General features: G+C 65.1%; 21 protein-coding genes. 8 read left to right on the forward strand and 13 right to left on the reverse strand.

What is annotated here, in order from left to right:
• Positions 1-84 precede the first annotated feature (84 nt).
• The gene (gene catC / locus G6P99_RS19370; RefSeq protein ID WP_029078515.1) at positions 85-375 is read left to right on the forward strand and encodes a muconolactone Delta-isomerase; all 291 of its coding nucleotides are present in this window, start codon (positions 85-87) and stop codon (positions 373-375) included.
• 237 nt (positions 376-612) lie between these two features.
• Here the strand turns inward: catC and G6P99_RS19375 are convergent, their stop codons facing one another.
• The 5 genes from G6P99_RS19375 to G6P99_RS19395 form a co-directional block, all read right to left on the reverse strand.
• The gene (locus tag G6P99_RS19375; protein ID WP_029078516.1) at positions 613-1,203 is read right to left on the reverse strand and encodes a TIGR02281 family clan AA aspartic protease; all 591 of its coding nucleotides are present in this window, start codon (positions 1,201-1,203) and stop codon (positions 613-615) included.
• Positions 1,204-1,228: 25 nt separating this feature from the next.
• Positions 1,229-1,432 (reverse strand): DUF1289 domain-containing protein, encoded by a 204-nt coding sequence (locus tag G6P99_RS19380; protein WP_165123181.1) that lies wholly within the window; start codon positions 1,430-1,432, stop codon positions 1,229-1,231.
• 107 nt (positions 1,433-1,539) lie between these two features.
• Positions 1,540-3,144, reverse strand: a complete 1,605-nt coding sequence (locus tag G6P99_RS19385) for a sensor histidine kinase (protein ID WP_029078518.1) — start codon at positions 3,142-3,144, stop codon at positions 1,540-1,542.
• Between the two features lie 153 nt (positions 3,145-3,297).
• Positions 3,298-4,776, reverse strand: a complete 1,479-nt coding sequence (locus tag G6P99_RS19390) for an L-lactate permease (protein ID WP_165123183.1) — start codon at positions 4,774-4,776, stop codon at positions 3,298-3,300.
• A 124-nt stretch (positions 4,777-4,900) separates the two neighbouring features.
• On the reverse strand, positions 4,901-5,773 hold the full coding sequence (locus G6P99_RS19395; protein ID WP_029078521.1) for an NAD(P)-dependent oxidoreductase: 873 nt from the start codon (positions 5,771-5,773) through the stop codon (positions 4,901-4,903).
• Positions 5,774-5,972: 199 nt separating this feature from the next.
• On the opposite strand from G6P99_RS19395, the gene G6P99_RS19400 reads away from it, so the two are divergent.
• The 5 genes from G6P99_RS19400 to G6P99_RS19420 all read left to right on the forward strand — a co-directional run bounded on the left by G6P99_RS19400 (position 5,973) and on the right by G6P99_RS19420 (position 10,890).
• Positions 5,973-6,413, forward strand: a complete 441-nt coding sequence (locus G6P99_RS19400) for a VOC family protein (RefSeq protein ID WP_156928383.1) — start codon at positions 5,973-5,975, stop codon at positions 6,411-6,413.
• A gap of 126 nt (positions 6,414-6,539) precedes the next feature.
• On the forward strand, positions 6,540-7,670 hold the full coding sequence (locus tag G6P99_RS19405) for an Mrp/NBP35 family ATP-binding protein (RefSeq protein WP_029078523.1): 1,131 nt from the start codon (positions 6,540-6,542) through the stop codon (positions 7,668-7,670).
• Positions 7,671-7,879: 209 nt separating this feature from the next.
• The gene (locus tag G6P99_RS19410; RefSeq protein ID WP_029078524.1) at positions 7,880-8,110 is read left to right on the forward strand and encodes a hypothetical protein; all 231 of its coding nucleotides are present in this window, start codon (positions 7,880-7,882) and stop codon (positions 8,108-8,110) included.
• Positions 8,111-8,421: 311 nt separating this feature from the next.
• The gene (locus tag G6P99_RS19415) at positions 8,422-9,510 is read left to right on the forward strand and encodes a TRAP transporter substrate-binding protein (RefSeq protein ID WP_029078525.1); all 1,089 of its coding nucleotides are present in this window, start codon (positions 8,422-8,424) and stop codon (positions 9,508-9,510) included.
• A gap of 291 nt (positions 9,511-9,801) precedes the next feature.
• Positions 9,802-10,890 (forward strand): TRAP transporter substrate-binding protein, encoded by a 1,089-nt coding sequence (locus G6P99_RS19420; RefSeq protein WP_029078526.1) that lies wholly within the window; start codon positions 9,802-9,804, stop codon positions 10,888-10,890.
• Between the two features lie 49 nt (positions 10,891-10,939).
• Here the strand turns inward: G6P99_RS19420 and G6P99_RS19425 are convergent, their stop codons facing one another.
• Genes G6P99_RS19425 through G6P99_RS19440 form a run of 4 tightly spaced genes read right to left on the reverse strand, consistent with a single transcriptional unit; the run spans position 10,940 to position 17,040 of the window.
• Positions 10,940-12,499 (reverse strand): efflux transporter outer membrane subunit, encoded by a 1,560-nt coding sequence (locus tag G6P99_RS19425; protein WP_334262090.1) that lies wholly within the window; start codon positions 12,497-12,499, stop codon positions 10,940-10,942.
• Positions 12,500-12,509: 10 nt separating this feature from the next.
• Positions 12,510-15,755, reverse strand: coding sequence for an efflux RND transporter permease subunit (locus G6P99_RS19430; protein WP_165123185.1), 3,246 nt, complete (start codon positions 15,753-15,755; stop codon positions 12,510-12,512).
• 56 nt (positions 15,756-15,811) lie between these two features.
• Positions 15,812-16,813 (reverse strand): efflux RND transporter periplasmic adaptor subunit, encoded by a 1,002-nt coding sequence (locus G6P99_RS19435; RefSeq protein ID WP_334262091.1) that lies wholly within the window; start codon positions 16,811-16,813, stop codon positions 15,812-15,814.
• A gap of 32 nt (positions 16,814-16,845) precedes the next feature.
• On the reverse strand, positions 16,846-17,040 hold the full coding sequence (locus G6P99_RS19440; protein ID WP_165123189.1) for a hypothetical protein: 195 nt from the start codon (positions 17,038-17,040) through the stop codon (positions 16,846-16,848).
• Between the two features lie 404 nt (positions 17,041-17,444).
• Here G6P99_RS19440 and G6P99_RS19445 point away from each other — a divergent pair, with 404 nt between their 5' ends.
• Positions 17,445-18,119 (forward strand): response regulator transcription factor, encoded by a 675-nt coding sequence (locus G6P99_RS19445; RefSeq protein ID WP_029078529.1) that lies wholly within the window; start codon positions 17,445-17,447, stop codon positions 18,117-18,119.
• A 2-nt stretch (positions 18,120-18,121) separates the two neighbouring features.
• On the forward strand, positions 18,122-19,447 hold the full coding sequence (locus G6P99_RS19450) for a sensor histidine kinase (protein WP_029078530.1): 1,326 nt from the start codon (positions 18,122-18,124) through the stop codon (positions 19,445-19,447).
• 83 nt (positions 19,448-19,530) lie between these two features.
• On the opposite strand, the gene G6P99_RS19455 is transcribed toward G6P99_RS19450, so the two are convergent.
• The 4 genes from G6P99_RS19455 to kynU form a co-directional block, all read right to left on the reverse strand.
• Positions 19,531-20,892 carry a PDZ domain-containing protein gene (locus G6P99_RS19455; protein WP_165123191.1) on the reverse strand — a complete coding sequence of 454 codons (1,362 nt, stop codon included), beginning with the start codon at positions 20,890-20,892 and terminating at the stop codon, positions 19,531-19,533.
• A gap of 121 nt (positions 20,893-21,013) precedes the next feature.
• Positions 21,014-22,264, reverse strand: coding sequence for a M20/M25/M40 family metallo-hydrolase (locus tag G6P99_RS19460; RefSeq protein WP_029078532.1), 1,251 nt, complete (start codon positions 22,262-22,264; stop codon positions 21,014-21,016).
• 184 nt (positions 22,265-22,448) lie between these two features.
• Positions 22,449-23,288 carry a tryptophan 2,3-dioxygenase gene (gene kynA / locus G6P99_RS19465; RefSeq protein ID WP_029078533.1) on the reverse strand — a complete coding sequence of 280 codons (840 nt, stop codon included), beginning with the start codon at positions 23,286-23,288 and terminating at the stop codon, positions 22,449-22,451.
• Positions 23,285-24,478, reverse strand: a complete 1,194-nt coding sequence (gene kynU, locus G6P99_RS19470) for a kynureninase (RefSeq protein ID WP_029078534.1) — start codon at positions 24,476-24,478, stop codon at positions 23,285-23,287. The genes kynA and kynU overlap by 4 nt, the downstream gene beginning before the upstream one ends.
• Positions 24,479-24,529: the final 51 nt, after the last annotated feature.

Genomic DNA, 24,529 nt, shown 5'->3' on the forward strand with positions numbered 1-24,529 from the left:
ACAGAATATCGGAGCCGCCGCGATCGCACGGCGGCTCCGTTCCGTTTTCGCGCCACTTCATCCTTGCAGAGAGAGTTCACCGTCATGCTGTTTCACGTCGAAATGGAGGTGCGGATTCCGCACGATCTGCCGACTGAGCGAACCGATGCGCTGAAGCAGGCGGAACGAATCCGCGCCATGGAGCTGCAGCGGACGGGCGCCTGGCGACATCTGTGGCGGGTGGCCGGACGCTACGCCAATGTCAGCGTCTTCGACGTCTCAGGCCCGCAGGAATTGCACGACATCCTGTCCAGCCTGCCGCTGTTTCCATTCATGGAGATCCGCGTCATGCCACTGTGCCGGCATCCGTCGTCGATCCACGATGACGACCGCTAGCGGCGGGCGTGTGCCGTTCGCGATCGCGCGAGAACGCGATAAATTCAGATCGGTCAGCCACGGGCTCGGTTCACCTCTCCCCGACGGGGAGAGGTCGATTTGCGAAGCAAATCGGGTGAGGGGCCGCGGCTCCAAGGAGAGACCGTAATCCCTCACCCGGCGCTGCGCGCCGACCTCTCCCAAGGGAGAGGTGAACCGAATGCTCGGCGAATCGATTCAACTAAAGCTCATCACACTCTAGTCGACGGCCATGCGCGGGCGCCGGTGCCGGCTTGAGGGGGAGACACTACCGGTGACGTCGGGGTATCCGGTCAGCGACAGCGTGTCGGAGCGGACGCCCCAGCTCTCGAGACGGTCGAGGAAGCTCATGCCGAGCAAATTGGTCTTCATCTGCCCGCGCTGCACCACCAGCGCCGGCACCGATTTCTCGACCAGCTTGCCGACCGCGAGCCGATCGAGCGTCAGCCGCGCCGCCTTGGTGTGACCGCCGGCGGTCTCGAGGTCGACATTGTATTCGAGCATGTCGGTCGGCAGCCCGATCGCCTTGGCGGTTTCCCAGGTCAGCACCACCGAGGTCGCGCCGGTGTCGATCACCATCGGCGCGCTGACGCCGTTGATCTTGGCGCGGAATGCGAACTCACCGCCCTGGCCGCGTGCGATCTGCACGGCGGGGGCAGAGGCGGGGGCCGACGCAGTGGTGGCAGTGCTGCGGCCGAGGATCTGGTTGAGATTTTCCCTTGCGCGCGCGATCTGGTCGGGATCGCCATAGGTCACGACGGCGCCGGCGGTCGTCATCAGCAGCAGGATGACGAGGAGGATGCGGGTCACGGTGCGTCTCCGGCGGCTGCGCCGATCAGGCGCGCTTCGGATGCGGCTCCATGCGCTCGAGCCCGGCGTCCGCCATGCGCGACGGCAACGTCGCCATCACCGTCAGCCGCTCCGTGCGGTCCATCTTGTGCCAGCGCGCGATCTCCGGAAGCGTGCGGCCACAGCCGAAGCAGAGCTTCGTTTTGGGGTCCATCATGCAGACTGCGATACACGGCGTTTCTGAGCTCATTCTTCCAGTGTTGAACGGTTTCAGCCGCTGGTGCAAGCCGGCCGAAGCGCGATGCTGTCATCACGCCTCAGCTTTTTGTCGTGAGCATGGTCTCCCGCGCCATGCTGCTACAATCCGGTGCCGGCACTCATGATCGCCCTGCGGCGCACACGTGTACGGTCGGCGCCCATCGTGGGCTCCGCGGGCTCCGGCTGCATCGGCGGTGATTCTTCCGCCATTGGCGCCAGCGCGCTCATCACCCGTTCCGGCGGCAAGGTCACGATCACCTCGGTGCCGATGCGCAGTTTCGATTTCAGCGTGAAGGTGCCGCCATGCATGTCGATCAGGCTTTTCGCGATCGGCAGGCCAAGGCCTGCGCCCTGTTCCGCCGACTTGATCGAGTTGGAGCCCTGACCGAACGAGGCCAGCACGACCGGGATCTCGTCCTCGGCGATGCCGCTTCCGGTATCCTTGACGCTCAGATATTGCCCGCCCGATGCGGTCCAGCCGACCTTCAGCCAGATCTCGCCGCCCTGCGGCGTGAACTTGATTGAATTGGAGAGCAGGTTGAGCACGACCTGGCGGATGGCGCGTTCGTCGCCCCAGATCCTGGGCATGCCATGCTCGAACACTTCGTGGATTGTGATGCCGCGGCTGGAGGCACGCAGCTTCAAGAGATGGTGGCAATCGGCGACGACATGCACCAGTGCCACGGCTTCTTCGTTCAGCTCGTATCGGCCGGCCTCGATGCGCGACAGGTCGAGGATCTCGTTGATGAGATTGAGCAGGTGCACGCCGGAATTATGGATGTCGGCGGAATATTCCTTGTACACCGCAACGGCATGCGCGCCGAAGATCTCGCTCTTCATCACCTCGGAGAAGCCGAGGATGGCGTTAAGCGGCGTGCGCAGTTCGTGGCTCATCTGGGCGAGGAAGCGCGACTTGGCGACGTTGGCGGATTCGGCGCGGTGCCGCGCCTCGTCGGAGATCGCCTTGGCCTGTTCCAGTTCGCCGATCAGCGCGTCCTTTTCGGCGCGGGCCTCCAGCGTCGCCAGCGTGGTCGAATGCAGGCGGTGCGCCAGCAGCGCGAAATAACCCTCGGCGGCAAGCGCGAGCAGCGCCAGCACATAATTGTCGAACGCGCCGTTGAGCACGAGGTCGAGCGCGATGCCGACCGTCACTGGAACGGTCGCCGCGAGGGCTGCGATCGGCAGGCTCGCCGCCAGCATGCTGGAGACTGCGATCACCAGCAGCATCAGGAACATCATCAGCGTGTTGGAGGCGAGATCGCGCCCGGCGGGGTGGATCAGGATCGCGGTCCAGCACAGGCCGTAGAGCAGGTCGAGCAGCACGAAGCGCGTCCGCCATTTGCGGGTCACCGCGACCGAGGGGGGCTCGGCGAGGAAGCGGGCGCAGCTGCGGATGATCGCGAGATGGACGGCGAGGATGCCGACGGTCCAGGCGCCGGCCACGATCGGCTGCATCCAGAGGCCAAACAGCACACCGGTCGCGACCACGAGCAGCATCACGACGTAGGACGCCGACATCCGGGTCTGGGCGTATTGCCGGAGCAGTTCGGCGTCGAACGCCGGGCGGGTTCCACTGGTTGACGTTAACCGATCCCGCGCCTCACGCACCCGCTGCGCGGCGGCACGCCGGCTATTCACCGGCGACGCCACCTGGGGGCTTGCCGGAAGCTGTACAACTTCAGGCTTTTCTGCGGGATTACTCATAAACAACACAAATCCTGCCCGCGAACCGCGCGGGCTTTTTGCATTGTCTATCTGTGACGCTAAATCATTAAGCGATGACTTAAAGAGCTAAAGAAAAGCGTTAACGGGGGGTTAAATTAACTTTTGCGCGGGCGCCGTGGCGCGCGATGAATCTCACCATCTCACCAGCAGCAGCGCCGCGGCACCCACCAGGATCGCGAGCGGAACCGCACCGAGCGGCCAGCCGCGCAGATACACGGTCCGCTCGAGATCGGGCTTTCCGGCCAGCGCGCAGCCGACCGCGACCCGCACCGGCGACAGCATGGTCAGGGCTGCGGCTGCAGTGTTCTGGATTGCGCCGAGCCACGGCAGGCTGAGCGCGGCGTCCCTGGCGAGCGCGATCTGGGCTGGCATCAACAGGCCGTTGGCGGCGTTGCTGCTGCCGGTCAGGAATCCGAACAGCCCGGCGAACAGGGGCGTCGCCAGAACGGCGAGCGGGCCAAGCGCCGACCTCAGGCCCCTCGCGAGGCCGTCGGCGAGGCCCGATGCGGCCATCACCTGCGCCATCGCAAGGAAGCAGCCGATGGTGAGGATGGGTTTGTGGCCCCGGCTCCATGCGCGTCCGAGCACAGACGCCGCCGGCCGTCGCATCGCGATCGTCGTGGCAAGGCCGACCACGAGCAGCCAGGAGCCTGGATGCAGCAGGGGAAACCAGGTCGGGCCGTCGGCAAACGGCCGCACCGCGAGCGCAAGGCGCTGCCATTCGTTCAGCAGCGTGATCGCGCGCGTCGCCATCAGGATGGCGATCAGGGCGACGTAAGGTAGCCCGACGCGCAGCGCCGCGCGCCACTGTTCGCGATCGGGCCGGCCGCTCAACAGGAATCTTGCGACGATCAGCGGTCCAAGGGCCGCCAGGGCGGCGACCTCCGGACCGAACAGAGCGTTGGCGGCGACCAGCAGCCCACCGGCCGCAATCGTGCACAGCGCTTCGCCGATAAAATCAAGCGCCGTCCCGGGAACCTTGGCGATGGCGGCGATGCGCCAGAACAGACCGAGCCAGGCCAGCAGCAGCGGCACTGTGAGGAGGGCGCTGTGCACGCCGAGGTCGGTCGGCGTAATCCCTGACAGTTGCGAGCCGACGATCGTGCCGTTGGCCATCGCGCCCCATGACACCATCATCTGGCTGAACAGCCCGAACAGGATGGCGTGGAGCGGCGCAAGCCCGATGCCGTTGAGGATCGGCGCAACCGTGACCTGACCGACGCCGAAGCCGGTCGCTCCCTCCGCGAACGGGCCGATCAGAAAGCACGTTGTGTAGAGCTGCTTGCGGCGCCGCTCCGGCGCGACCGGCACCGGATTGCTTGCCACGCGATGCTCCGAGACCACCTCGCGGAAGAATAATCCTCCAAGAATGACGGCGCCGACGAGCAGCGCCAGCCATCCGCCGCGCGCAATCGCGCCGAGCGCATCGTAACTGCCAAAAGGGTGCGGTGGCGCCGCCATGGCGACAATCAGCGAGCTGACGAGACCGAACAATCCCACCACGGTGGAGGAGGCACGTCCGGTGGCGATCAGCGCCGCGACGACGACGAACGGGAGCGACCACACCAGATATTGCAAGGTCGTCTCGCTTTCCTCTCGGGCATGCGGCATCGACGGCGGGTTTCAAGCTACCGCTATATTTAGCCGTCGACAGCGCGCGAGGGAGCGGAATTTGGGAGGCAACACCGCATGGCAGGTGACCCGCGGGCGCGGGACACCTTGGCTGCGCGGGCAGCTAGCGCTGCAGGCGGGCGAGCAGGCTCGACGTATCCCAGCGCTTGCCGCCCATCTTCTCGACCTCGGCATAGAACTGGTCGACCAGCGCGGTGGCCGGCAGCGTGGCGCCGTTGCGGCGGGCTTCGGCCAGCGCGATCGACAGGTCCTTGCGCATCCACTCGACCGCGAAACCGAAATCGTACTTGCCCTCGTTCATGGTCTTGTAGCGGTTCTCCATCTGCCAGGACTGCGCCGCCCCCTTGGAGATGGTCTCGATCACGGCCGCGACGTCGAGGCCGCTCTTCTTGGCGAAGTGGATGCCTTCGGAGAGGCCCTGCACGAGGCCGGCGATGCAGATCTGGTTGACCATCTTGGTCAGCTGGCCGGCGCCTGCCGGTCCCAGCAATTTGCACATCCGCGCATAGGCGCCGGTGATGATCGGCTCGGCGCCGGCATAGGCGTCCGCGCTGCCGCCGCACATCACCGTCAGCACGCCGTTCTCGGCGCCGGCCTGGCCGCCGGACACCGGCGCGTCGACGAACTTGAAGCCGGCCTTGGTGGCAGCCGCGTCGAGCTCGCGGGCGACTTCGGCGGAGGCGGTGGTGTGGTCGACGAAGGTCGCACCCTTCTTCATTCCGGCGAAGGCGCCGTCGGCGCCGATCGTGACCGCGCGCAGGTCGTTGTCATTGCCGACGCAGCACATCACGAAATCCTGGCCTTCGGCGGCGGCCTTCGGCGTCGGCGCCGTCTTGCCGCCAAACTTGTCGGCCCATTCCTTCGCCTTCGCCGCAGTCCGGTTGTAAACGGTGACCTCATGGCCGCCCTTTTTCACGAGGTGTCCCGCCATCGGGAAACCCATCACGCCGAGACCGAGAAAAGCGACTTTAGCCATATCTGTTACCTTGGGTTCTGTGATTTGCCGTGGTGATCGCCCCTTGAGACCGCCGGAAAACGTCGCGGCGGGCAGGGCATTCCGTCCATGGAAGGAGCCGCACCATACCCCCTGCGCAGCGGAGGGCAACGGCTTCGTTGGATGGCAGATGGCGGTTTTGTGCTAGGATGGCCCACCAAAGAACTTCACAAAAAAGGGAGTGTCTCGCATGAGCGTGGGTGTGCTCGATCATTTCAATATCCGGACCCGGAATCTCGCCGCCACGGTGCGGTTCTATGAGGACATTCTGGGCCTGGAAAAAGGCGCGCGGCCGAACTTCGCGTTCCCCGGCGCATGGATGTACAGCGAGGGCAAGGCGGTCGTGCATCTGGTCGATATTTCGCAGACCAGCGAGGCACAAAAGCCGGATTCCGGCGTCGTCCACCACGTCGCCTTTGCCAGCCAGGGCTTTGACGGGATGAGGCAGCGGCTTCAGTCCAAGGGCATGGAATTCGACTCGCGCCAGGTTCCCGGTGGCGACCTCTGGCAGATCTTCGTCAACGACCCGAACGGGGTCATGATCGAGCTGAACTACGAGGCCGCCAAGGAAGGCGGCTCGGCAGCGCCGGCCGAGCGGCGGGACGATGTCGGAGCGAGGTAGCCTTTTGCGCTGCAACGCTCTATGGGTCGTCTCCCTGGGCATGATCCGGAACTGAGGTTTTCCGGCGCGACAAACGCGACGCGTTTGCGCGGAGATCATGCCCACTGAAAAGCCAGGAGATGCGCGGTGAGCGTGACGCAGCAACAGGTTCTCGATTGCCTTGCCAAGGTGATGTCGCCGCGCGGCACAGCCTTGACCAACGCCAATGTGCTGTCGGCGATCACGGTCACCGACGGCAAGGTGTTCTTCTCGATCAACGTTGACGCCGCGGAGGCCCGCGCCTGGGAAAGCGTGCGTGCGCAGGCCGAGAACGCCGTGCGCGCCATTCCCGGCGTCAGCGTGGCGATGATCGCGCTGACCGCGGAGCGCAAGGCGGGCGCCGCGGCGCCTGCACCGCGCCCGGCCGGCGGCGTCCCGCCGGCGTCCGCGCACCGGCATCCGCATCCGCCCGGCGCGCAATCGCCGATGGCGCGCCAGGCCGAGATTCCCGGCATCTCCGCCGTGATCGCCGTTGCCTCCGGCAAGGGCGGGGTCGGCAAGTCGACCACGGCGCTCAACCTCGCGCTCGGCCTGCGCGACCTCGGCCTGCGCGTCGGGCTGCTCGACGCCGACATCTACGGCCCGTCGGTGCCGCGGCTGACCGGTATCCGCGAGAAGCCGCAGCTCAACGACGACAAGAAGATGATTCCGCTGCAGCGCTTCGGCCTGTCGATCATGTCGATCGGCTTCCTGGTCGAGGAGGACACCGCGATGATCTGGCGCGGGCCCATGGTGATGTCCGCGATCACCCAGATGCTGCGCGACGTCGCCTGGGGCACGCTCGACGTGCTGGTGGTCGACATGCCGCCCGGCACCGGCGACGCCCAGCTGACGCTGGCGCAGAACGTCCCGCTCAAGGGCGCCGTCATCATCTCGACCCCGCAGGACCTCTCGCTGATCGACGCCCGGCGGGGATTGGCGATGTTCAAGAAGGTCAACGTGCCGGTGCTCGGCATCGTCGAGAACATGAGCTATTTCCAGTGCCCGCATTGCGGCACGCGCTCGGACATCTTTGGCCATGGCGGTGCCCGCCACGAGGCCGAGAAGCTCGGGGTGCCGTTCCTCGGCGAAATTCCCCTGCACATCGCCATCCGGACCGCGTCCGATTCCGGCACCCCGGTGGTCGAGAGCGAGCCGGACGGCCCGCACGCGGCGATTTACCGCGCGATCGGCGGCAAGGTCCGTGAGCAGCTGCAGGACGTCATCGCCGCAGCCTGAGGTTGCCTTACCGTCGTCGCGGGCCGGGCTCTAAAGGCGTCGGCCTCGGCGGCGGTTCTTCACAGAACTGTCGCGCTGAACGGTTGCTGGGCCGCTTTCGGCCTGTATGGTTGTGAAGAGATAGCCGAATCGTACCAGTCTGTCCGTCAGCTTGAACGAGTCCATCGCCAGGCCGTAACCGCGGGAAAGGCCGTGAGGCCACGATCAACATGGCAGCACCAGCAAAGAAAGCACGCCGCAAACATCTGACGCGGGAGAAGCGCGAAGAGGCTTCCCGGATGGCGTTCAACATTGCGAAGAAATCCGACTCGATCAAGGAGGCCGCGGCGGCGATCTCGAAGACGTATGGCGTGAGCCACACGACCGCGCAAAGCTGGATCCGGCGCGGGCGGCATTTGGCCAACCAGGCCAAGAAAGCGCGGGAGACGACGCGGCGCTGATTGCCCCGGTAGCCTGGTGGTTGAGCGCGGGCCGGACGGCCCGCACGCGGCGATTTACCGCGCGATCGAAGGGGCCCGGTCCGCGAACAGCTGCAAGGCGTCATCGCCGCGGCCTGAGCCGCAATTCCCGGCCGATTCCCGCGTCATCAGACTTTCGTTTAATTGGCGTGGTCATGCCATTGTCGCGTTTCCGTGAGGCCGCCTTCCGTGTTAAAGGGCCGACCCAGAGCGCCTCGGCAGGCCTGTGCAAGCGTCCCGCCGGAGAACTGCTTGCGGTCACTGGGAAACGCCCCTCAAGGAGAAGCCTTACGATGAAGCGTCGTGATTTTTTGAAAGTTTCTGCGGCCGGTGCTGCCGCGACGGCGGTTGCGGCGCCGGCGATCGCGCAGTCCTCGCCTGAAATCAAGTGGCGCTTGACCTCGAGCTTCCCGAAGTCGCTGGACACCATCTACGGCGGCGCCGTCGAGGTCTCGAAATACGTCGCCGAAATGACCGACAACAAGTTCCAGATCCAGGTGTTCGCGGCGGGCGAAATCGTCCCCGGCCTGCAGGCGCTGGACGCGACCTCCAACGGCACGGTCGAGATGTGCCACACCGTGTCGTACTACTATGTCGGCAAGGACCCGACCTTTGCGATCTATGCGTCGGTGCCGTTCGGCCTCAACGCGCGCATGCAGAACTCCTGGTGGTACCAGGGCGGCGGCGAGGCGCTCGGCAACGAGTTCTTCAAGAAGTTCGGCGTGATCGGTTTCCCGACCGGCAACACCGGCACCCAGATGGGCGGCTGGTTCCGCAAGGAGATCAAGACGGTCGCCGATCTCTCCGGCCTCAAATTCCGCATCGGCGGCATCGCAGGTCAGGTGCTGCAGAAGGTCGGCGTGGTGCCGCAGCAGCTCGCCGGCGGCGACATCTATCCGGCGCTCGAAAAGGGCACCATCGACGCCGCCGAGTGGGTCGGTCCCTATGACGACGAGAAGCTCGGCTTCCAGAAGGTCGCGAAGTACTACTACTATCCGGGCTTCTGGGAAGGCGGTCCGACCGTGCACTCCTTCATCAACCTGGAGAAGTGGAACGCGTTGCCGAAGAACTACCAGGCGATCCTGACCAATGCGTGCGCCAACGCTAACAGCTGGATGAATGCGCGCTACGACATGCAGAACCCCTCGGCGCTGAAGCGGCTGGTGGCCGGCGGCACCCAGCTGCGTCCGTTCACCAACGAAGTGCTCGAGGCCTGCCTCAAGGCGACCAACGAGCTGTGGGGCGAGATCTCCGCCAAGAACGCCGACTTCAAGAAGTCGATCGACGCCATGCAGGCGTACCGCTCCGACCAGTATCTGTGGTGGCAGGTCGCCGAGTACACCTTCGACAGCTTCATGATCCGCTCGCGCACCCGCGGCTGATCGGCGCAGCGTTCGCGCGAGGAGAACGCTGCAACAGATAGGAAAGGGCTTCGCTTCCAGGACTGAAGCCCGTGCCAAGGTTCGACTTAAGTAGCCCGGCCTCCGCGAGGAGGCCGGGTTTTTTGCGTCTGGCGTTCGGCAAGGGGATGCTCCATGCTCGCGCCCGAAGCCTCGGCACGAAGGCGGCGCATGATCGGTCTCCGGTCGTGACGGCAAAAAAGAAAAGCGGCGCGACGATCGCAAGCAGTCGACGCTCGGACAACACAATCATACAGGGCAGGATTCATTCAAATGAAGCGCAGGGATTTCATCAAGGTCACGGGTCTGGGCGTCGCCGGTGCCGCAACCGTCGCGGCGCCGGCCATCGCGCAGTCGATGCCGGAGCTCAAGTGGCGGCTGACGACGAGCTGGCCGAAGTCGCTCGACACGCTGCACGGCGGCGCCGAGCTGATGGCGAAGGCGGTGGGTGAAGCCACCGACAACAAATTCCAGATCCAGACCTTTGCCGCCGGTGAGATCGTGCCGGGCCTGCAGGTGCTCGACGCCGTGCAGAACGGCACCGTCGAGATGGGGCACACCGCGCCCTATTATTATTACGGCAAGGACGCCACCTTCACCTTCGGCTCCTCGGTGCCGTTCGGACCCAACATGCGCCTCAACCAGGCCTGGTACATGATCGGCGGCGGCAAGGAGCTGCTCAACGAGTTCTACAAGAGCTACAACGTCACCTCGCTGCTGGCCGGCAACACCGGCTGCCAGATGGGCGGCTGGTTCCGCAAGGAGATCACCAGCGTCGACGATCTCAAGGGCCTCAAATTCCGCATCGGCGGCTTTGCCGGAAAGGTGATGCAGAAGCTCGGCGCGGTGCCGCAGCAGCTTGCCGGCGGCGACATCTATCCGGCGCTGGAAAAAGGCACCATCGATGCAGCCGAGTGGGTCGGTCCCTATGACGACGAGAAGCTCGGCTTCCACAAGGTTGCGCCGAACTATTACTTCCCCGGCTGGTGGGAAGGCGGCCCGATGCTGGTGGCGATGATCAACCTCGACAAATGGAATGCGCTGCCGAAGCACTATCAGTTCGTGCTCGAGCAGGCCGGCCATCTCGCCAACAACTGGATGATGGCGCGTTACGACCAGGCCAACCCGATCGCGCTGAAGAAGCTGCTCGCGGTCGGCACCAAGCTGCGCCCGTTCCCGCCTACGGTGATGGAAGCCTCCTTCAAGGCCGCAAAGGAGCTGCATTCCGAGGTCTCGGCGACCAACGCCAACTTCAAGAAGGTCTATGACTCGCTGACGTCGTTCTCCAACAACGGCTATCAATGGTTCCAGGTCGCCGAAGTCGGCTACGACAATTTCATGGCGCGCCACTCGCAGGTGTGATCGCGGCTCGGCATGACGACAGCAAGCCCCGAAGCCATCGCTTCGGGGCTTAGCTCATTGAACGATCAGTTCCTCGACGCGACGCGGCTTTCGAACACGCAGGAACGCCAGTCGCTGTTGCGCAATCGGTCGGCCAGCCGCCACCGAGCGCCATGAACAGCGCCGCGGTGTCGGACAGCCGCGTCGCCACCGCCTGCACGCGGGTGATCGCGGCATTCAAATAGACCTGCTGCGCGTTCAGCACATTGACCTGATTGACCTGGCCGAGCCCGAGCTGCTTCTGCACGATGTCGAGGCTGGCCTTGGCGGCGTCCTCCGCCTTGATCGCGGCCTGTACGGCACGGGCGTCGGCCTGCAGGCTGCGCAGCGCGTCGGCGACGTTCTGGAACGCCGTGATGACGGCCTGGCGGTACTGCGCATTGGCCTGCTCGAGCGCGGCCTCCGCCGCCTTTTGCTTGTGGTACAGCGTCAATCCGTCGAACACGGTCTGGGTCGCGCTGCCGGCAACCGTGTAGAACAGCGTCCCCGGCGTGAACAACTGGGCGGCGTTGAAGGCAGTCGAGCCGGGGTTGGCAGAGATGGTGAAGCTCGGCAGCCTTGCTGCGATCGCGGCACCAACTAGCGCGCTTGCCGAATGCAGATTGGCCTCGGCCGCCCGCACGTCGGGGCGCTGCGCCACCAGCGTACTCGGCAGGCTCACCGGCAGATTGGCCGGCAGCGCGAGCCGTTGCAGATCGAATTTCTGCAGGATCTCATCGGCGGAGAATTGCCCGGCTAGCGCCGTGAGCAAATCGCGCTGGATCGCGAGCTGCTTCTGCAGCGGCGGCAAGGTCTCCTCGGACTGCGCGAGCGCCGCCTGTTGCGCCAGCACGTCGACCTGCGCCGCCTGGCCGGCATTGAACTGGTTCTGCAGAATGCCGAGGATGTCGCGCTCGACCTTGATGATGTGCTCGGTGGCGGCGATCTGGCCGCGCAGCGAGGCCTCCTGGATCGCCGCCGTCACCACATTGGAGGTGAGCGTCAGATAGGCTGCCTCGAGCTGGAACTGGGCCTGCTCGGTGAGCGCGTCGAGGCTCTCGACGTTACGCATGTTCTCGCCCCACACGTCGGGCACGAAACTGATATTGAGCTGCGCGGTGTACAGCGTGTAGCGCGCCTGCGCCGTGTTGCCGGGCCCCGACACGGCGTTGGAGACGAGCTGGTCGGACGGGGTGAAGTTTGCACCGACTTGCGGAAAGTACAGGCCGCGCTGCGCCAGCGCGTTGAAGTTCGCCATCCTGATCGCGGCCTCTGCGGCCTGCAGGGACGGATTGCGCTCGACCGACAGGCGGATCAGCTGGTTGAGCGGCGCGGAGCGGAACGCGGCCCACCAGCGCGTCGTGATGTCGGCGCCGTTGACGAAGTGTTGCCCGGCCACGCGCGGTCCGGCCGGATCGGATGGCGGCGATTGCAGCTTCTCCGGCGTGTAGCCGGCGACGGTGGGGGCGGGCGGCGACGAGAAATTGGGGCCGACCGCGCAGCTTGCAAGCATGAGGGCGCCGGCGGCCGCGGCCAGCCCGCGCATCGCGGGAGCGGCATGACGTGGCGTCCTGGTGCTGAAATCGTCCATGGCACGCCCCCTAATGCGCGGCTTCAGGCGGCGCCGCGGCGGGCGTCTCGCTGGGCGAGGCTGCACGTTCGCGCGACAGGAAGATCTTGCGCAGCGCGGGCGCTACGATCAGGAGCCGCAGTGGGCCGATGAACATGCCGCCGACCACCACGGTCGCCAGCGGCCGCTGCACCTGGCTGCCGATGCCATGCGACAGCGCGGCCGGGAACAGGCCGACGCCCGCGGACAGCGCGGTCATCAGCATCGGGCGCATGCGCTGCTCGGCGCCGTTGAACACCGCCTCCGCAATGCTCTGGCCCGACGCGCGCAGCTCGCGGAAATAGGTGATGTTGAGAATGCCGTCCATGACCGCGACGCCGAACAGCGAGATGAAGCCGATCGCGGCCGAGATCGAGAAGTCGAGCCCGGCGAGGTACAGCGCGATCAGGCCGCCGCCGACCGCGAAGGGAATGCCGGCCAGCGCCAGCAGGCTGTCGCGCAGCGAATTGAACAGGCTGTAGAGCAGCACGAAGATCAACAGCAGCGTGACCGGCACCACGATCATCAGCCGTGCCTTGGCGGCTTCGAGATTGTCGAATTCACCCGACCAGATCATCCGGTAGCCGGTGGGCAACGGCACGGCTTGCGCGATCCTGGCCTGCGCCTCCGCCACCGTGCTGCCGAGATCGCGGCCGCGGACGCTGAACTTGATCGGGATGTAGCGCTGGCTGCGCTCGCGATAGATGAACAGCGCGCCGGTATCGAGCGAGATATCGGCAAGCTCGCTCAAGGGGATATAGGCATTGGTGCCCGACGGGGTCGCATAGGCAACCTTGATGTCGCGCACCGCGTCGATGCTCCTGCGGAATTTCGGATCGAGCCGCACCACGACGCCGAACTGCCGGTCGCCCTCCAGCACGGTCGTGGCATTGGCGCCGCCGAGCGCGGCCTGCACCACGGTGGTGACGTCGCCGGTATTGAGGCCGAAGCGCGCGGTCTTTTCCCGGTTGACCCGGATGTTGAGATTGGGCTGACCGACCAGATGGAAGATGCCGAGATCGGCGACGCCGCGGATTTTCGCCATCTCCTGCGCGACCTTGGTCGCGAGCCCTTCGAGCACGTCGAGATTGGGGCCGATGATCTTGATCGAGTTGGCGCCCTTTACCCCGGAAAGCGCCTCCTCGATGTTGTCCTGGATGTACTGCGAGAAGTTGAAGGTGACGCCGGGCATCTCCTCGTCGAATTCCTTCTGCAGCTCCTCGGTGAGCTTCTCCTTGGTGAGACCCGGCGGCCACTGGTCGAACGGCTTGATCGGCGCGAACAATTCGACATTGGAGAAGGGCGAGGCGTCGCTGCCATTGTCGGGGCGGCCATGCTGCGACACCACAGTGATGATCTCGGGGTGGCGCAGCAGGATCTCGCGCATCTTGCGGGTCGGGTCGGTGCCGGCCTCGAGCGAGATCGTCGGCGGCATCGAGGCGCGGATCCAGAAATTGCCCTCCTCGAGCGCGGGCAGGAATTCGCTGCCGAGCCTACTTGCCGCCAGCGCGCTGAGGCCGAGGAACACAATGCCGGATGCGACAGCGACCTTGAGATTGGCCTGCGACCAGCGCAGCACCGGCGTGTAGCTCTTGCGCAACCAGCGCGCGATGATGGTCTCGGTTTCCTCGATATGCCGCGGCAGCAGCAGCGACGCCAGCACCGGCGTCACCGTGAAGGTCGCCAGCAGCGCTCCGGCCAGTGCATAGCCATAGGTGCGCGCCATCGGGCCGAAGATCTGGCCCTCGACGCCCTGCATGGTGAGCAGCGGCACGAAGGCAGTCACCGTGATGGCCGCGGTGAAGAACACTGCTTTGTCGACCTGCAGCGCGCTGACGAAGATCATGCGCAGCCGCTCGGTCCAGCCCGGCGCGGGCCCGCCGTGCTGCGTCGTCGGGTCGCTCCCCCAATAGCCTTCGGCGAGGTTCTGCAGCACGCGCAGCCGGTTCTCGGGGCTGGACTGGAAGTTGCGGAAGATGTTCTCCATCATGATGACGGCGGAATCGACGATGATGCCGAAATCGACCGCACCGAGCGACAGCAGATTGGCGTCCTCACCCTGTAGCACCAGGATGATGATGGCGAAGAATAGCGCGAACGGGATGTTGGCGCTGACGATCAGCGCGCTCCTGAGGTCGCCGAGAAAGACCCACTGGATGACGAACACCAAAAGGCAGCCGAACAGCAAATTGTGCAGCACCGTGTGGGTCGTCACGCTGACCAGCGAGCTGCGGTCGTAATAGGGCACGATCCTGACGCCCGGGGGCAGGGTGCCGTCGCTGTTGATGCTGGCGACCTCTTCCTCGACCTTGGGGATGATGTCGTTGGTGTGCTGGGTGCGTCCCATCACCACGATCGCGGCAGCGACGTCGTCACGGCCGTCCTTGCCGGCGATGCCGAGCCGCGGCACATAGCCGATCGACACCTTGGCGACGTCCTTGATCTGGATCGGCAGCCCGTTCGACTGGGTCAGGACGATGTTCTCGATGTCCTGGACCCTGTAGCCCTTGGTGATGTCGTCATCGCCGCCGGAATTGATCAGGCCGATGCCGCGGATGTTGACGGATTGCTGGCCGATCGCGATCTCGCGGCCGCCGACATTGACGTTGGAATTGCCGAGCGCGCTGATCAGCTGCGGCACGGTGATGTTGTAGGCCTCGAGCTTGGCGAGATCGGCGTCGACATTGAACTGCTTGGTGGTGCCGCCCCAGGAGTTGATCTGCACCACACCCGGAAGCGTCATCAGCCGGCGGGCAACGACATAGTCCTGCAAGGTCCGCAAATTGGTCAGGCCGAAATTCGGCGGCCCGACGAGCTGGTAGCGGTAGATCTCGCCGACCAGGCTCGATTGCTGGATCTGCGGGACCTGATTGCCGGGCAGCTGGACGTTCTGCGTGAGGCTGTTGGTGGCCTGGGTCAGCGCGAAATAATAGTCGACGCCATATTTAAAGGTGACCCGCACGAAGGACAGGCCGTAGAACGAGGTCGAGCGGATGTTGACGACACCGGGCGTCGAGTACAGCCCGACCTCCATCGGGATCGTGTAGTACTTCTCCATTTCCTCGGCGGAAAGCCCGGCGGCCTGCGCCGTGATCTCGATGATCACAGGCGCCGGGTTCGGATAGGCCTCGATGTTCAGCTTGGCGAACGCCGCGAACCCGGCGGCGCAGAACACGATGAGGCCAAGCACGATGACGGCGCTTCGGGTCAGGCCGAACTGGAGGAGGCTCTTGATCAAGGTGCTGCACTTCCTCTTGGGGTGACGAGCGCGCGGTCAGCGTCGTATCCGGCGTGCTATCCGGAGGCCGCATTGGCGAACTTGTTGCTGAGGAAGATTGCGCCTGACGACGCGACCTTTTCGCCCGCGCCGAGGCCTGAGAGGATCTGCCGCCAGCCGTCCTGCTCCATGCTGATCGTCACCGTGCGACGGTCGAATTTGCGGCCGTCGGTCGTGACCCACACCGTCATCGTTCCGTCGCCCTCGCGCACGATCGCATCCGACGGCACGCTGACCGACAGTTTCGGCGGCTCGGTTTCGATGGTGAAGCTCGCCAGCATGCCGGCGCGCAGCTTGTGCTGGGGATCGTCAATCACCGAGCGCACCAGCTGACGGTGCGAGGTGGGATCGATGTTGAGGCCGAGCGTCGTCACGCGGCCGCGAAACACCTCGTTCGGATAGGCGGGCAGGCGGACCTCGACCGATTGACCGATCCGGTAGGAGGGGGCATCGGTCTCGATCACATTGGCGACCATCCACATCGTCGAGATGTCGGCAAGTGAGTAGGGCGCCGGTGCATTGCCGGGCTGCACGTAGAGCCCCGGCGCGGCGTTGCGCGCGATGATCCGGCCCGAGATCGGGCTCGGGACCACCAGGATGGAATCGACCTTGCGGTCGGCGACGATGCGGTCGATCTCGGCGTCGGTCTTGCCGAAGATGCGCACCGCGTCGCGCGCGGCCTTGTAGTTGCCTTCTGCGGTCTGCTGATCCGACGTCGCCTGGTCGACGTCCTTCTGCGCGCCACCGCCGGTCTTCAGCAGCTGCCTGACCCGTGCCAGCGTCCTGATCTGCAGTTCGAGCACGCCGGACGAGGCGAGCAGCGATGATTCCGCCTGCAGCAGGTCGGGGCTGTCGATCGTGAACAGCGTGTCGCCCTTGGCAACCTCGTCACCGACATTGAGCGGCGTGTCGACGATCCTGCCGGGGTTCGGCGTGAACGCCTGCACCAGCATGTTCTGGTTGAAGTCGATCGAGCCGACCGCGTTCTTCAGTGTCCGGAACGAACGTTGTTCCGCCACCATGACCTTGAGCGAGGCGGCCTGCTTGTCGCTCAGCGCGACATATTGCTGCTCGACGTGACATCCTGCGGCGCGGTCTCCTGTGCTGCGACCCTCTGCGCAGCCATCTTCTGTGCAGCCTTGGCGCTCACGACGCCGTCGGCGCGCGTCATCAGCCACGCGCCGGCGAGGAGCACGGCCAGCACCGGCATCGCCGCAAAGCCCATATGCTTCATTCGAAATGACATCGCCCGCCCGGCCAATTCTGCATGAAAGCCTCGCGCGAGGATCGAGGTCTTGCCGCATATTGGGCATTCGTCGAGCTCTCGGCGAGAACGAGCAATCTGTTATCAGGGCTAGCTGACGCCAGCCTTACGCTGGCCGGCCCATTCATGCGGGGTGGGCGCGGATTTTGATTGCAGCCGGTAGGCGTTTATCTATTTTCACGTCATGGCCGGTGCGGCCGGTCATAGCGAAAACATAGCGCGGGTCGCGCAATCGAGGCGTTGTGCCCAAATGCGTGTCGTTTGCATATCGTGATTGCCCAAGGTGATTGACCAAGCCGCGATCCGTCGCGCGGTTCATCCCGTGGCTGGCGCATCGCGACAAGATGTGCAAACGGAAGACATCGAATGAAGACAGGACTGCTGCGATGCGCCTTTTGATCGTCGAGGACAATGTCGAGCTCTCGAGACTTCTCGCCAGCGGATTGATGGCGGCGGGATATGAATCCGATGTCGTCAACAATGTTGCCGAGGCGCGTGATGCGCTGCGCAGCGTCACCTATGCCGCCATGATCCTCGATCTCGGTCTGCCCGACGGTGACGGCCTGTCGGTGCTGTCGGAGCTTCGCCGCAAGACCGACCCGCTGCCGGTGCTGGTGCTGACTGCGCGCAACGGCCTGCAGGACCGGGTCAACGGCCTGCGCAGCGGCGCGGACGACTATCTGGCGAAACCGTTCGCGCTGGAAGAGCTGGTGGCACGGCTCGAAGCCATCCTGCGCCGGCCCGGCCAGCTGCTCGGCTCGTCGCTGAAGCTCGCCAATCTGGTCTACGACACCGAGAGCAAGCAGGTGTTCGTCGACGGAGCGCCGCACGTGTTCTCGGCGCGCGAGACGTCGGTGCTGGAGATCCTGCTGCGGCGGCAGGGGCGGGTGGTGCCGAAGAAGAACGTCGAGGATCACATCTTCGGGCTGTCGGGCGAGGTCGCCTCGAATGCGGTCGAGGTCTATGTGTCGCGCCTGCGCAAGCTCCTCGCCGAGCACCACGCCAAGATCATCATCCACACCATTCGCGGCGTCGGCTATCTGATGGCGGAGGAGAAGTAGCGGTGTTCCGCTTCAAGTCGCTGACCTCGCGGATCGTGTTCCTGCACATCGTGGCGGTTGCGGTCGCCGCGATCTTCCTGCCGCTCTTGCTGCTGTGGCTGTTGAATACGGAGATCAACCATCTGCATCGCGAGGCAATGCGCGATCAGGCCGCCGATCTCGGCCAGAACCTCTCGGTCGATTCCAGCGGCAAGGTATCGCTCAATCTGCCTGATAGCCTGAGGGGGCTCTATTCCGACGCCTATGGCCGCTACCGCTACGACATCTACGATGCGGACGGCCACGTGCTGTTTTCGTCGCATCGCGAGGCGCCGCCACTGCCGGCCTCGGTCGACCGGATCTCCGGTGCCAGCGTCACCAGGCTGCTCGGCGGTCAGACGCTGCGTATCCAGGTCGCCGAGGACCTGTCGCATCGCGACGTCATCATCGATGACATCGTCACCAACTTCTTCCGGCGGGTGGGCTGGATCACCATCCCGATCCTGCTGATCCTGCTTGCCGCCGATATCCTGATCTTCCGCCGCGCGATTGTCCCGCTGTTGCGCGCCTCGGAGGAAGCCAGAAGTATCGGACCGGCCAGGACCGATATCCGTCTGCCGACCGAGGGGATTCCGAGCGAGATCCTGCCGCTGGTGACCGCCGTCAACCAGGCCTTCGACCGTCTGGAGGACGGCTTTCACGTGCAGCGCCAGTTCACCGCCGACGCCGCGCATCAGCTTCGCACCCCGCTCGCGATCCTCAGGACCCGGATCGAGACGCTGGACGCAGCCAAGGGGACCAGCGAGCTGCATGCCGACATCGAGAGCATGAGCCGGATCGTCAACCAGCTGCTCGAGATCGCCGAGCTCGATACGCTGGTGCTGGATCCCGGCGAGACCGCGGACCTGCGCGCGGTGTGCGCCGAGGTGGTCGGCTCGATCGCGCCCTACGCGCTGGCGCAGCAGAAGGACATCGCGCTGCGCGGCACGGACAGTGCGGTCCGGGTCAGGGGCAATGCCGAGATGCTGCAGCGGGCGATCTTCAATCTGGCGGAGAACGCCATCAAGTACACCGCCGATGCGACCTCAGTCGATGTCGAGGTGCACGAAGATGGCTCGGTGCAGGTGCGCGACTGCGGGCCGGGGATTGCGCCCGCCGAGCAGGGCCTGATCTTCCAGCGCTTCTGGCGCGGCGATCGGCAGCGCACCGACGGCGCAGGGCTCGGGCTCTCGATCGTGCGCGGCGTCGTCGACGATCACGATGCGACGGTGAGGGTGGAGAACCTGCCGGCCGGCGGTGCCCAGTTCACGCTGCGCTTCCGCCTTGCGGAGGCGGAGCCGGCGTCGTGAGACGGCCTGCGGCCGAACAGAGCGTTTTGAGCGAAGTGGTGATGCACCCGAAAGCGGACGTCTCACGCTTCAAGCTGTAGCCTTCAACCGCTGTGGCCAGCTTGGGCCACCAACCAATCGCCGACGACTGACTCGATCGCTGTTTGGTAGGCCGGATGCCGCGCCGGCGTCAGATCCCACGCCCGCGGAGCCTTGAAGCTCGTTGCCTGGTCGGCGGCATCAGTCAGGTAGTGGTCCATGTGGTCGATGATCCTGAGCTCGCCGCGGCCGGGGTGGACGCTGTTGACGTTCTGCAGAATCGCCCGGCTGTCGGCTTCACTGGTGATAAAATCCGCGGTCCCGTAAACCACCAGCACGGGTAGGTCGAGCGGCGCCCACAACGCCGGCAGGTTGAGAGCGGCGACCTGGCGCAGGTAAGCGTCCGAAGCCGGATACTTGATCATCGCCGCCGCGGCCGGCCGTTCAGCCAGCAGCGCCGCGCGTGGCTGGCCCTCGATCAGGAGGCGATGCATCGCCCATTCCTTGAGCGCCATGCGGTCGGCCACCGCGGCGGGCGCCAGCCCTTCCAGTTCCAATTGCCGGCGCACATTGACGAGTTCGTACTCGAACCACGTCGTGCCCACGCCTTGCATGACGACGATGCCACGCACCGGGTCGCGTGCCGCGGCCATCGGCGCTTCCACGCTGCCGATGCTGTGGCCCAGAATGAAGACCCGCTCGGGATCGACCTCCGGCCGCTGCTTGAGCATCCGCAGGCCGGCGACGTAACCGGCGAGCTCGCCTTCGAGATCCACTTCCTTGGCCGGCGGCCCTTCGCTGTCGCCGACGCCGCTCTTCTCAACCCTGAGGGTGACGAAGCCGCGGCGGGTGAGGGCGGTGAGCAGGCGCCGGTACGGCTCGGCGACGTCGTGATCGGGATCGAAGGAATAGTCGACGCTGTAGCTGCCGATGCCGCCGATCAGCAGCACCGCCGGTCGCCGACCGGCAGCAGGCGCCTGCGGCGTGGTCATGATCGTGCGCCGAAGTCCGGTCGGCGTTGTGACGGCGTCATAGGTGAAGTCGACGCCGAAGGCAGTCTCGAACGGTACAGCGCCGAGCGTGATGGCCAGTGTGAGTGGTTGGCCGGCGCGGCGCAGCTCGACGCGGATGGTGTCGCCGGCGCGGTGCACCCGCACCTCACGCAAGAAGTCGTCAACTGCGGCGAGCGGCGTGCCGTCCACCGACACCACGACATCACCGGAGACGACGCCGGCTTGAGCGGCCGGCGAGCCGGCGATGACGCGCGCGGCCAGCACGCCAGGTCCAATCGAGCCGGCTCCTGCCGGCAACGGCGTGGCCGTAATGCCGAGCAGTCCGCGACGTCCCAGATCGAGCGCCGATCCCGGGGTCGCCAGGACGACCGAGAGCAGGATCGAGCAAAGCAGTCCGATCAGGTGCTTGTACATCACACCGACCTCCCCAGGAGCGGTTTGCGGTGCGTCAGCTTAGGGACAGTGCGCAGTCACCGCAATCACAGCGGCTGCCATTTCGGGCCCTGCGCAAACGCCCTGCAGTAAGCCTGCCGGTCTATTTCACCTTGCCGTCGGACAGGTCCATGATCATGCGGGTGGCCAGGTACAGACGCGGCACGATGCTGTTGATCTGCACGTACTCCGCATCGTTGGAGTGGGCGCCGAAGCCGGACAGGCCCATGCCTTCCACCACGGCCCCTTTGGTCTTGAGGGCGGCAAACGCAGCGTCGGTGCCGCCGCCCGTAGCCCTTTCGGCCACGTTCAGCGACATGCCCAAGTCCTGATAGATCGTCTTGCCGTGGCTTGCCACGCGGCGCGAGGCATCATTGGCTTCGAGCGGCGGGCGACGCACCTCGAATTTCACGTCCACCTTGGAGTCGGGCAGTAGGCGGTTCTTGATCTTGTCCTGCAGCGCCTTCTCGAGCTCGTCGAAATCCGCAACCTTGAGCGCGCGCGCATCGGCCTGGGCGGTGGCCTCGGCGGGGATCACGTTGCGGTTGGTGCCGGACTTGGAAACCGTCCAGTTCAGCTTCAGCCCCTGCTCGGGCTTGGACAGGTCCTTCATCTGCAGCACCTGGTGTGACAGCTCATAGAGCGCATTAACGCCGCCTTCGGGCCTGGCGCCCGCATGTGACGATTTACCTTGCACCGTCAGGTAGGCCGAGCCGATGCCGCTGGTGGCGAGGCGGAGCGTGCCGCTGGCGTCGCTGCCTTCGAACGAGAACACGGCATCCTGCTCCGCGGCAACGCGGGTGATGGTGCTGCGCCAGCCGGGCGAACTGATTTCCTCGTCGCCGTTGATGAGCACGGTGAGGGTGCCGTAGTCCTTGAAGTTGAGCTTCTGCAGCAGCGCCACGGCATGGAGGATGGTGGCGATGCCCTGCTTGTCGTCGGCAATGCCGAGCCCGTAGGCCTTGTCGCCATCGACGCGGAACGGTTGGTCCTTCAGCATGCCCTTGAGATACACCGTGTCCATGTGCGCGATCAGCATGATCTTCGCCTTGCCGGTGCCGGTGAATACAGCCTGCACGGCCGGGCCGATCTTCTCGGGCGTGTCGTCCAGCCGATAGACGTCGGTGGTTTGCAGGATCTCCACTGCGCCACCGATCTGCTTGAGCTGTCCGGCGATGCGCTCGGCGATCTGGTTGAGGCCCTCGATGTCCTTGCTGCCCGATTCGATCTGCACGAGGTCGCGCAGGGTGTCGAGCAGCGGCTGCTGCTCCTGCTGCGCCAGCGCGCGAAGGTCGGCCTCCGGCGCCGCATGCGCCACGGGCGCGGCAACGGCCAGGCCGAGCGATATGATCAGCGGGCGAACGAACGAGCGGGCGGGACGCAATTGGGGCATGGGTGGGGTCTGTGAGTTCGAGGACGATCGGTGTCCCGTGTCTTCACAGGCCGCACGGCCGCCGTCAACAGGCGCGGCATGCCCCGCTCTCGCGAGGCACGCCGAAGGCGCTGAAGTCCGCGACTGCTTCGGCTGGCCCGGAATCCTACAGCTCTGTTCTCACCTTCCAGAGCTCCGGGAACAGCACGATCTCGAGCATCCTGCGCAGATAGGAGACGCCGGAGGTGCCGCCGGTACCTTGCTTCAGGCCGATGATGCGCTCGACCGTGGTGACGTGGTTGAAGCGCCAGCGGCGGAAATAATCCTCGAAATCGACCAGTTTCTCCGCCAGTTCGTAGAACATCCAGTAGGTTCCGGGAGATGCGTAGATCGTCTTCCAGGCGGCCAGAACCTTGTCATTTTCGTTCCGCGTCGCGCGCCAATCGGTGCGATGCGCATCCTCGCCGATATCGAAGCCATTGCGTCCGAGCAGAAGCAAGGCCTCGTCGTAGAGGCTGGGTGCGGCAAGAATCTCCTCCAGCCTTGCGACGATGTCGCCGCGATGATCGTGCGGGTGCAGCATCGCCAGGTTGCGGTTGCCGGCCAGGAATTCGATCGCCCGGTACTGGTAAGACTGGAAGCCGGAGGACTGTCCGAGCCGGTCGCGAAACTTGGTGTATTCGCTCGGCGTCATCGTCCGCAACACGTCCCAGGCATTGTTGAGTTGTTCGAAGATCCGCGCCATGCGCGAGAGCATCTTGAAGGCGGACTGAAGCTGATCCTGGCGAATGGCTGTGATCGCCGAGCGGATTTCGTGAATCGCAAGCTTCATCCAGAGCTCGGACGTTTGGTGCTGGATGATGAACAGCAGTTCGTCATGCGCGCCCGAGAGCGGCTTCTGGGCTCCCAGCACAAGTTCCAGATTCAGATAGTCGCTGTAAGACATGCGTCCCGCAAACGACATCTGGGCGCCTTCCTGGGAGGGGTCGTAGGGTTTTTCGGTCATGTCACCAGGGCCCTTTTGCGATATTCGGCGGTGTCCCACCGTCGGTTGGCGATGACGTCAGCGATCACGTAGACCGCGGCGCGAACCTCCGTTTCCCCGATGTAAAGCGGCGTGAAGCCGAAGCGTATCGCGTCCGGCGCCCGGAAATCGCCGATCACGCCGCGCGCGATCAGTGCCTGCATGATCGCGTACCCATTGTCGTGACGGAACGAGACCTGGCTGCCGCGTTTGCTTCCGTCGCGCGGTGAGGCCAGCTTCAGCTCCTGGCAGCGCGCCTCCACTTCGCGGATGAACAGATCGGCGAGCGCGATCGACGCCTGACGCACGTCGTTCATGCTGACGCCGTCCCAGACATCGAGCGCGGCGTCCAGCGCGGCCATCGCAATCACCGGCGGCGTTCCGACCCGCATCCGCTCGATCCCCGAGCCGGGCCGGTAGTCGAGATCGAATGCAAACGGCGACTGATGTCCCATCCATCCCGACAGCGCAGGCCGTGCGTTCTCGGCATGCTGAGGCGCCACGTAGATGAAGGCCGGCGCGCCGGGGCCGGCATTGAGATATTTGTAGGTGCAGCCAACCGCGAAATCCGCTTTCGCGCCCAGCACATCAACTGGGATCGCGCCCGCGGAATGTGCCAGATCCCAGATCGTGATGGCGCCGGCGCTGTGCGCCTTCTGCGTCAGCGCGGCCATATCGTGAAGCCGGCCGGTGCGGTAGTCGACCTCGGTCAGCATCGTCGCAGCGATCGTGTCGTCGATGGCGGCTTCGACGTCCTCAGGCGCGACGACCTTGAGCGTATATCCCCGGTCGAGCGTCCTGAGCAGACCTTCGGCCATGTAGAGATCGGACGGAAAGTTTCCGTTGTCGGTCAATACCATGCGCCGCGACGGGTTGAGCTCGAGCGCCGAGGCCAGCGCCTGGTAGATCTTGATCGAGAGCGTGTCGCCGACGACCACCGTGCCCACCGGCGCACCAATCAGGCGGCCGATGCGGTCGCCGATCCGGCGCGGCTGGACCATCCAGCCGGCGCTGTTCCAGCCTCCGATCAGTTGCTTTCCCCATTCCTCCGATATCACGCGGTGGACGCGTTCCGAGACCGCAACGGGCAACGGGCCGAGCGAATTGCCGTCCAGGTAGATCACGCCATCCGGCAGGCTGAACAGCGATTGCGTTCGTTTGAAATCGGTCATCCGTTTTCCTCACGCGCAACGGCAAATTCTGCCATGCGAGCGATTTACTTC

The sequence above is a fragment of the Bradyrhizobium sp. 6(2017) genome (assembly GCF_011058295.2).
Classification (GTDB): Bacteria; Pseudomonadota; Alphaproteobacteria; order Rhizobiales; family Xanthobacteraceae; genus Bradyrhizobium; species Bradyrhizobium septentrionale.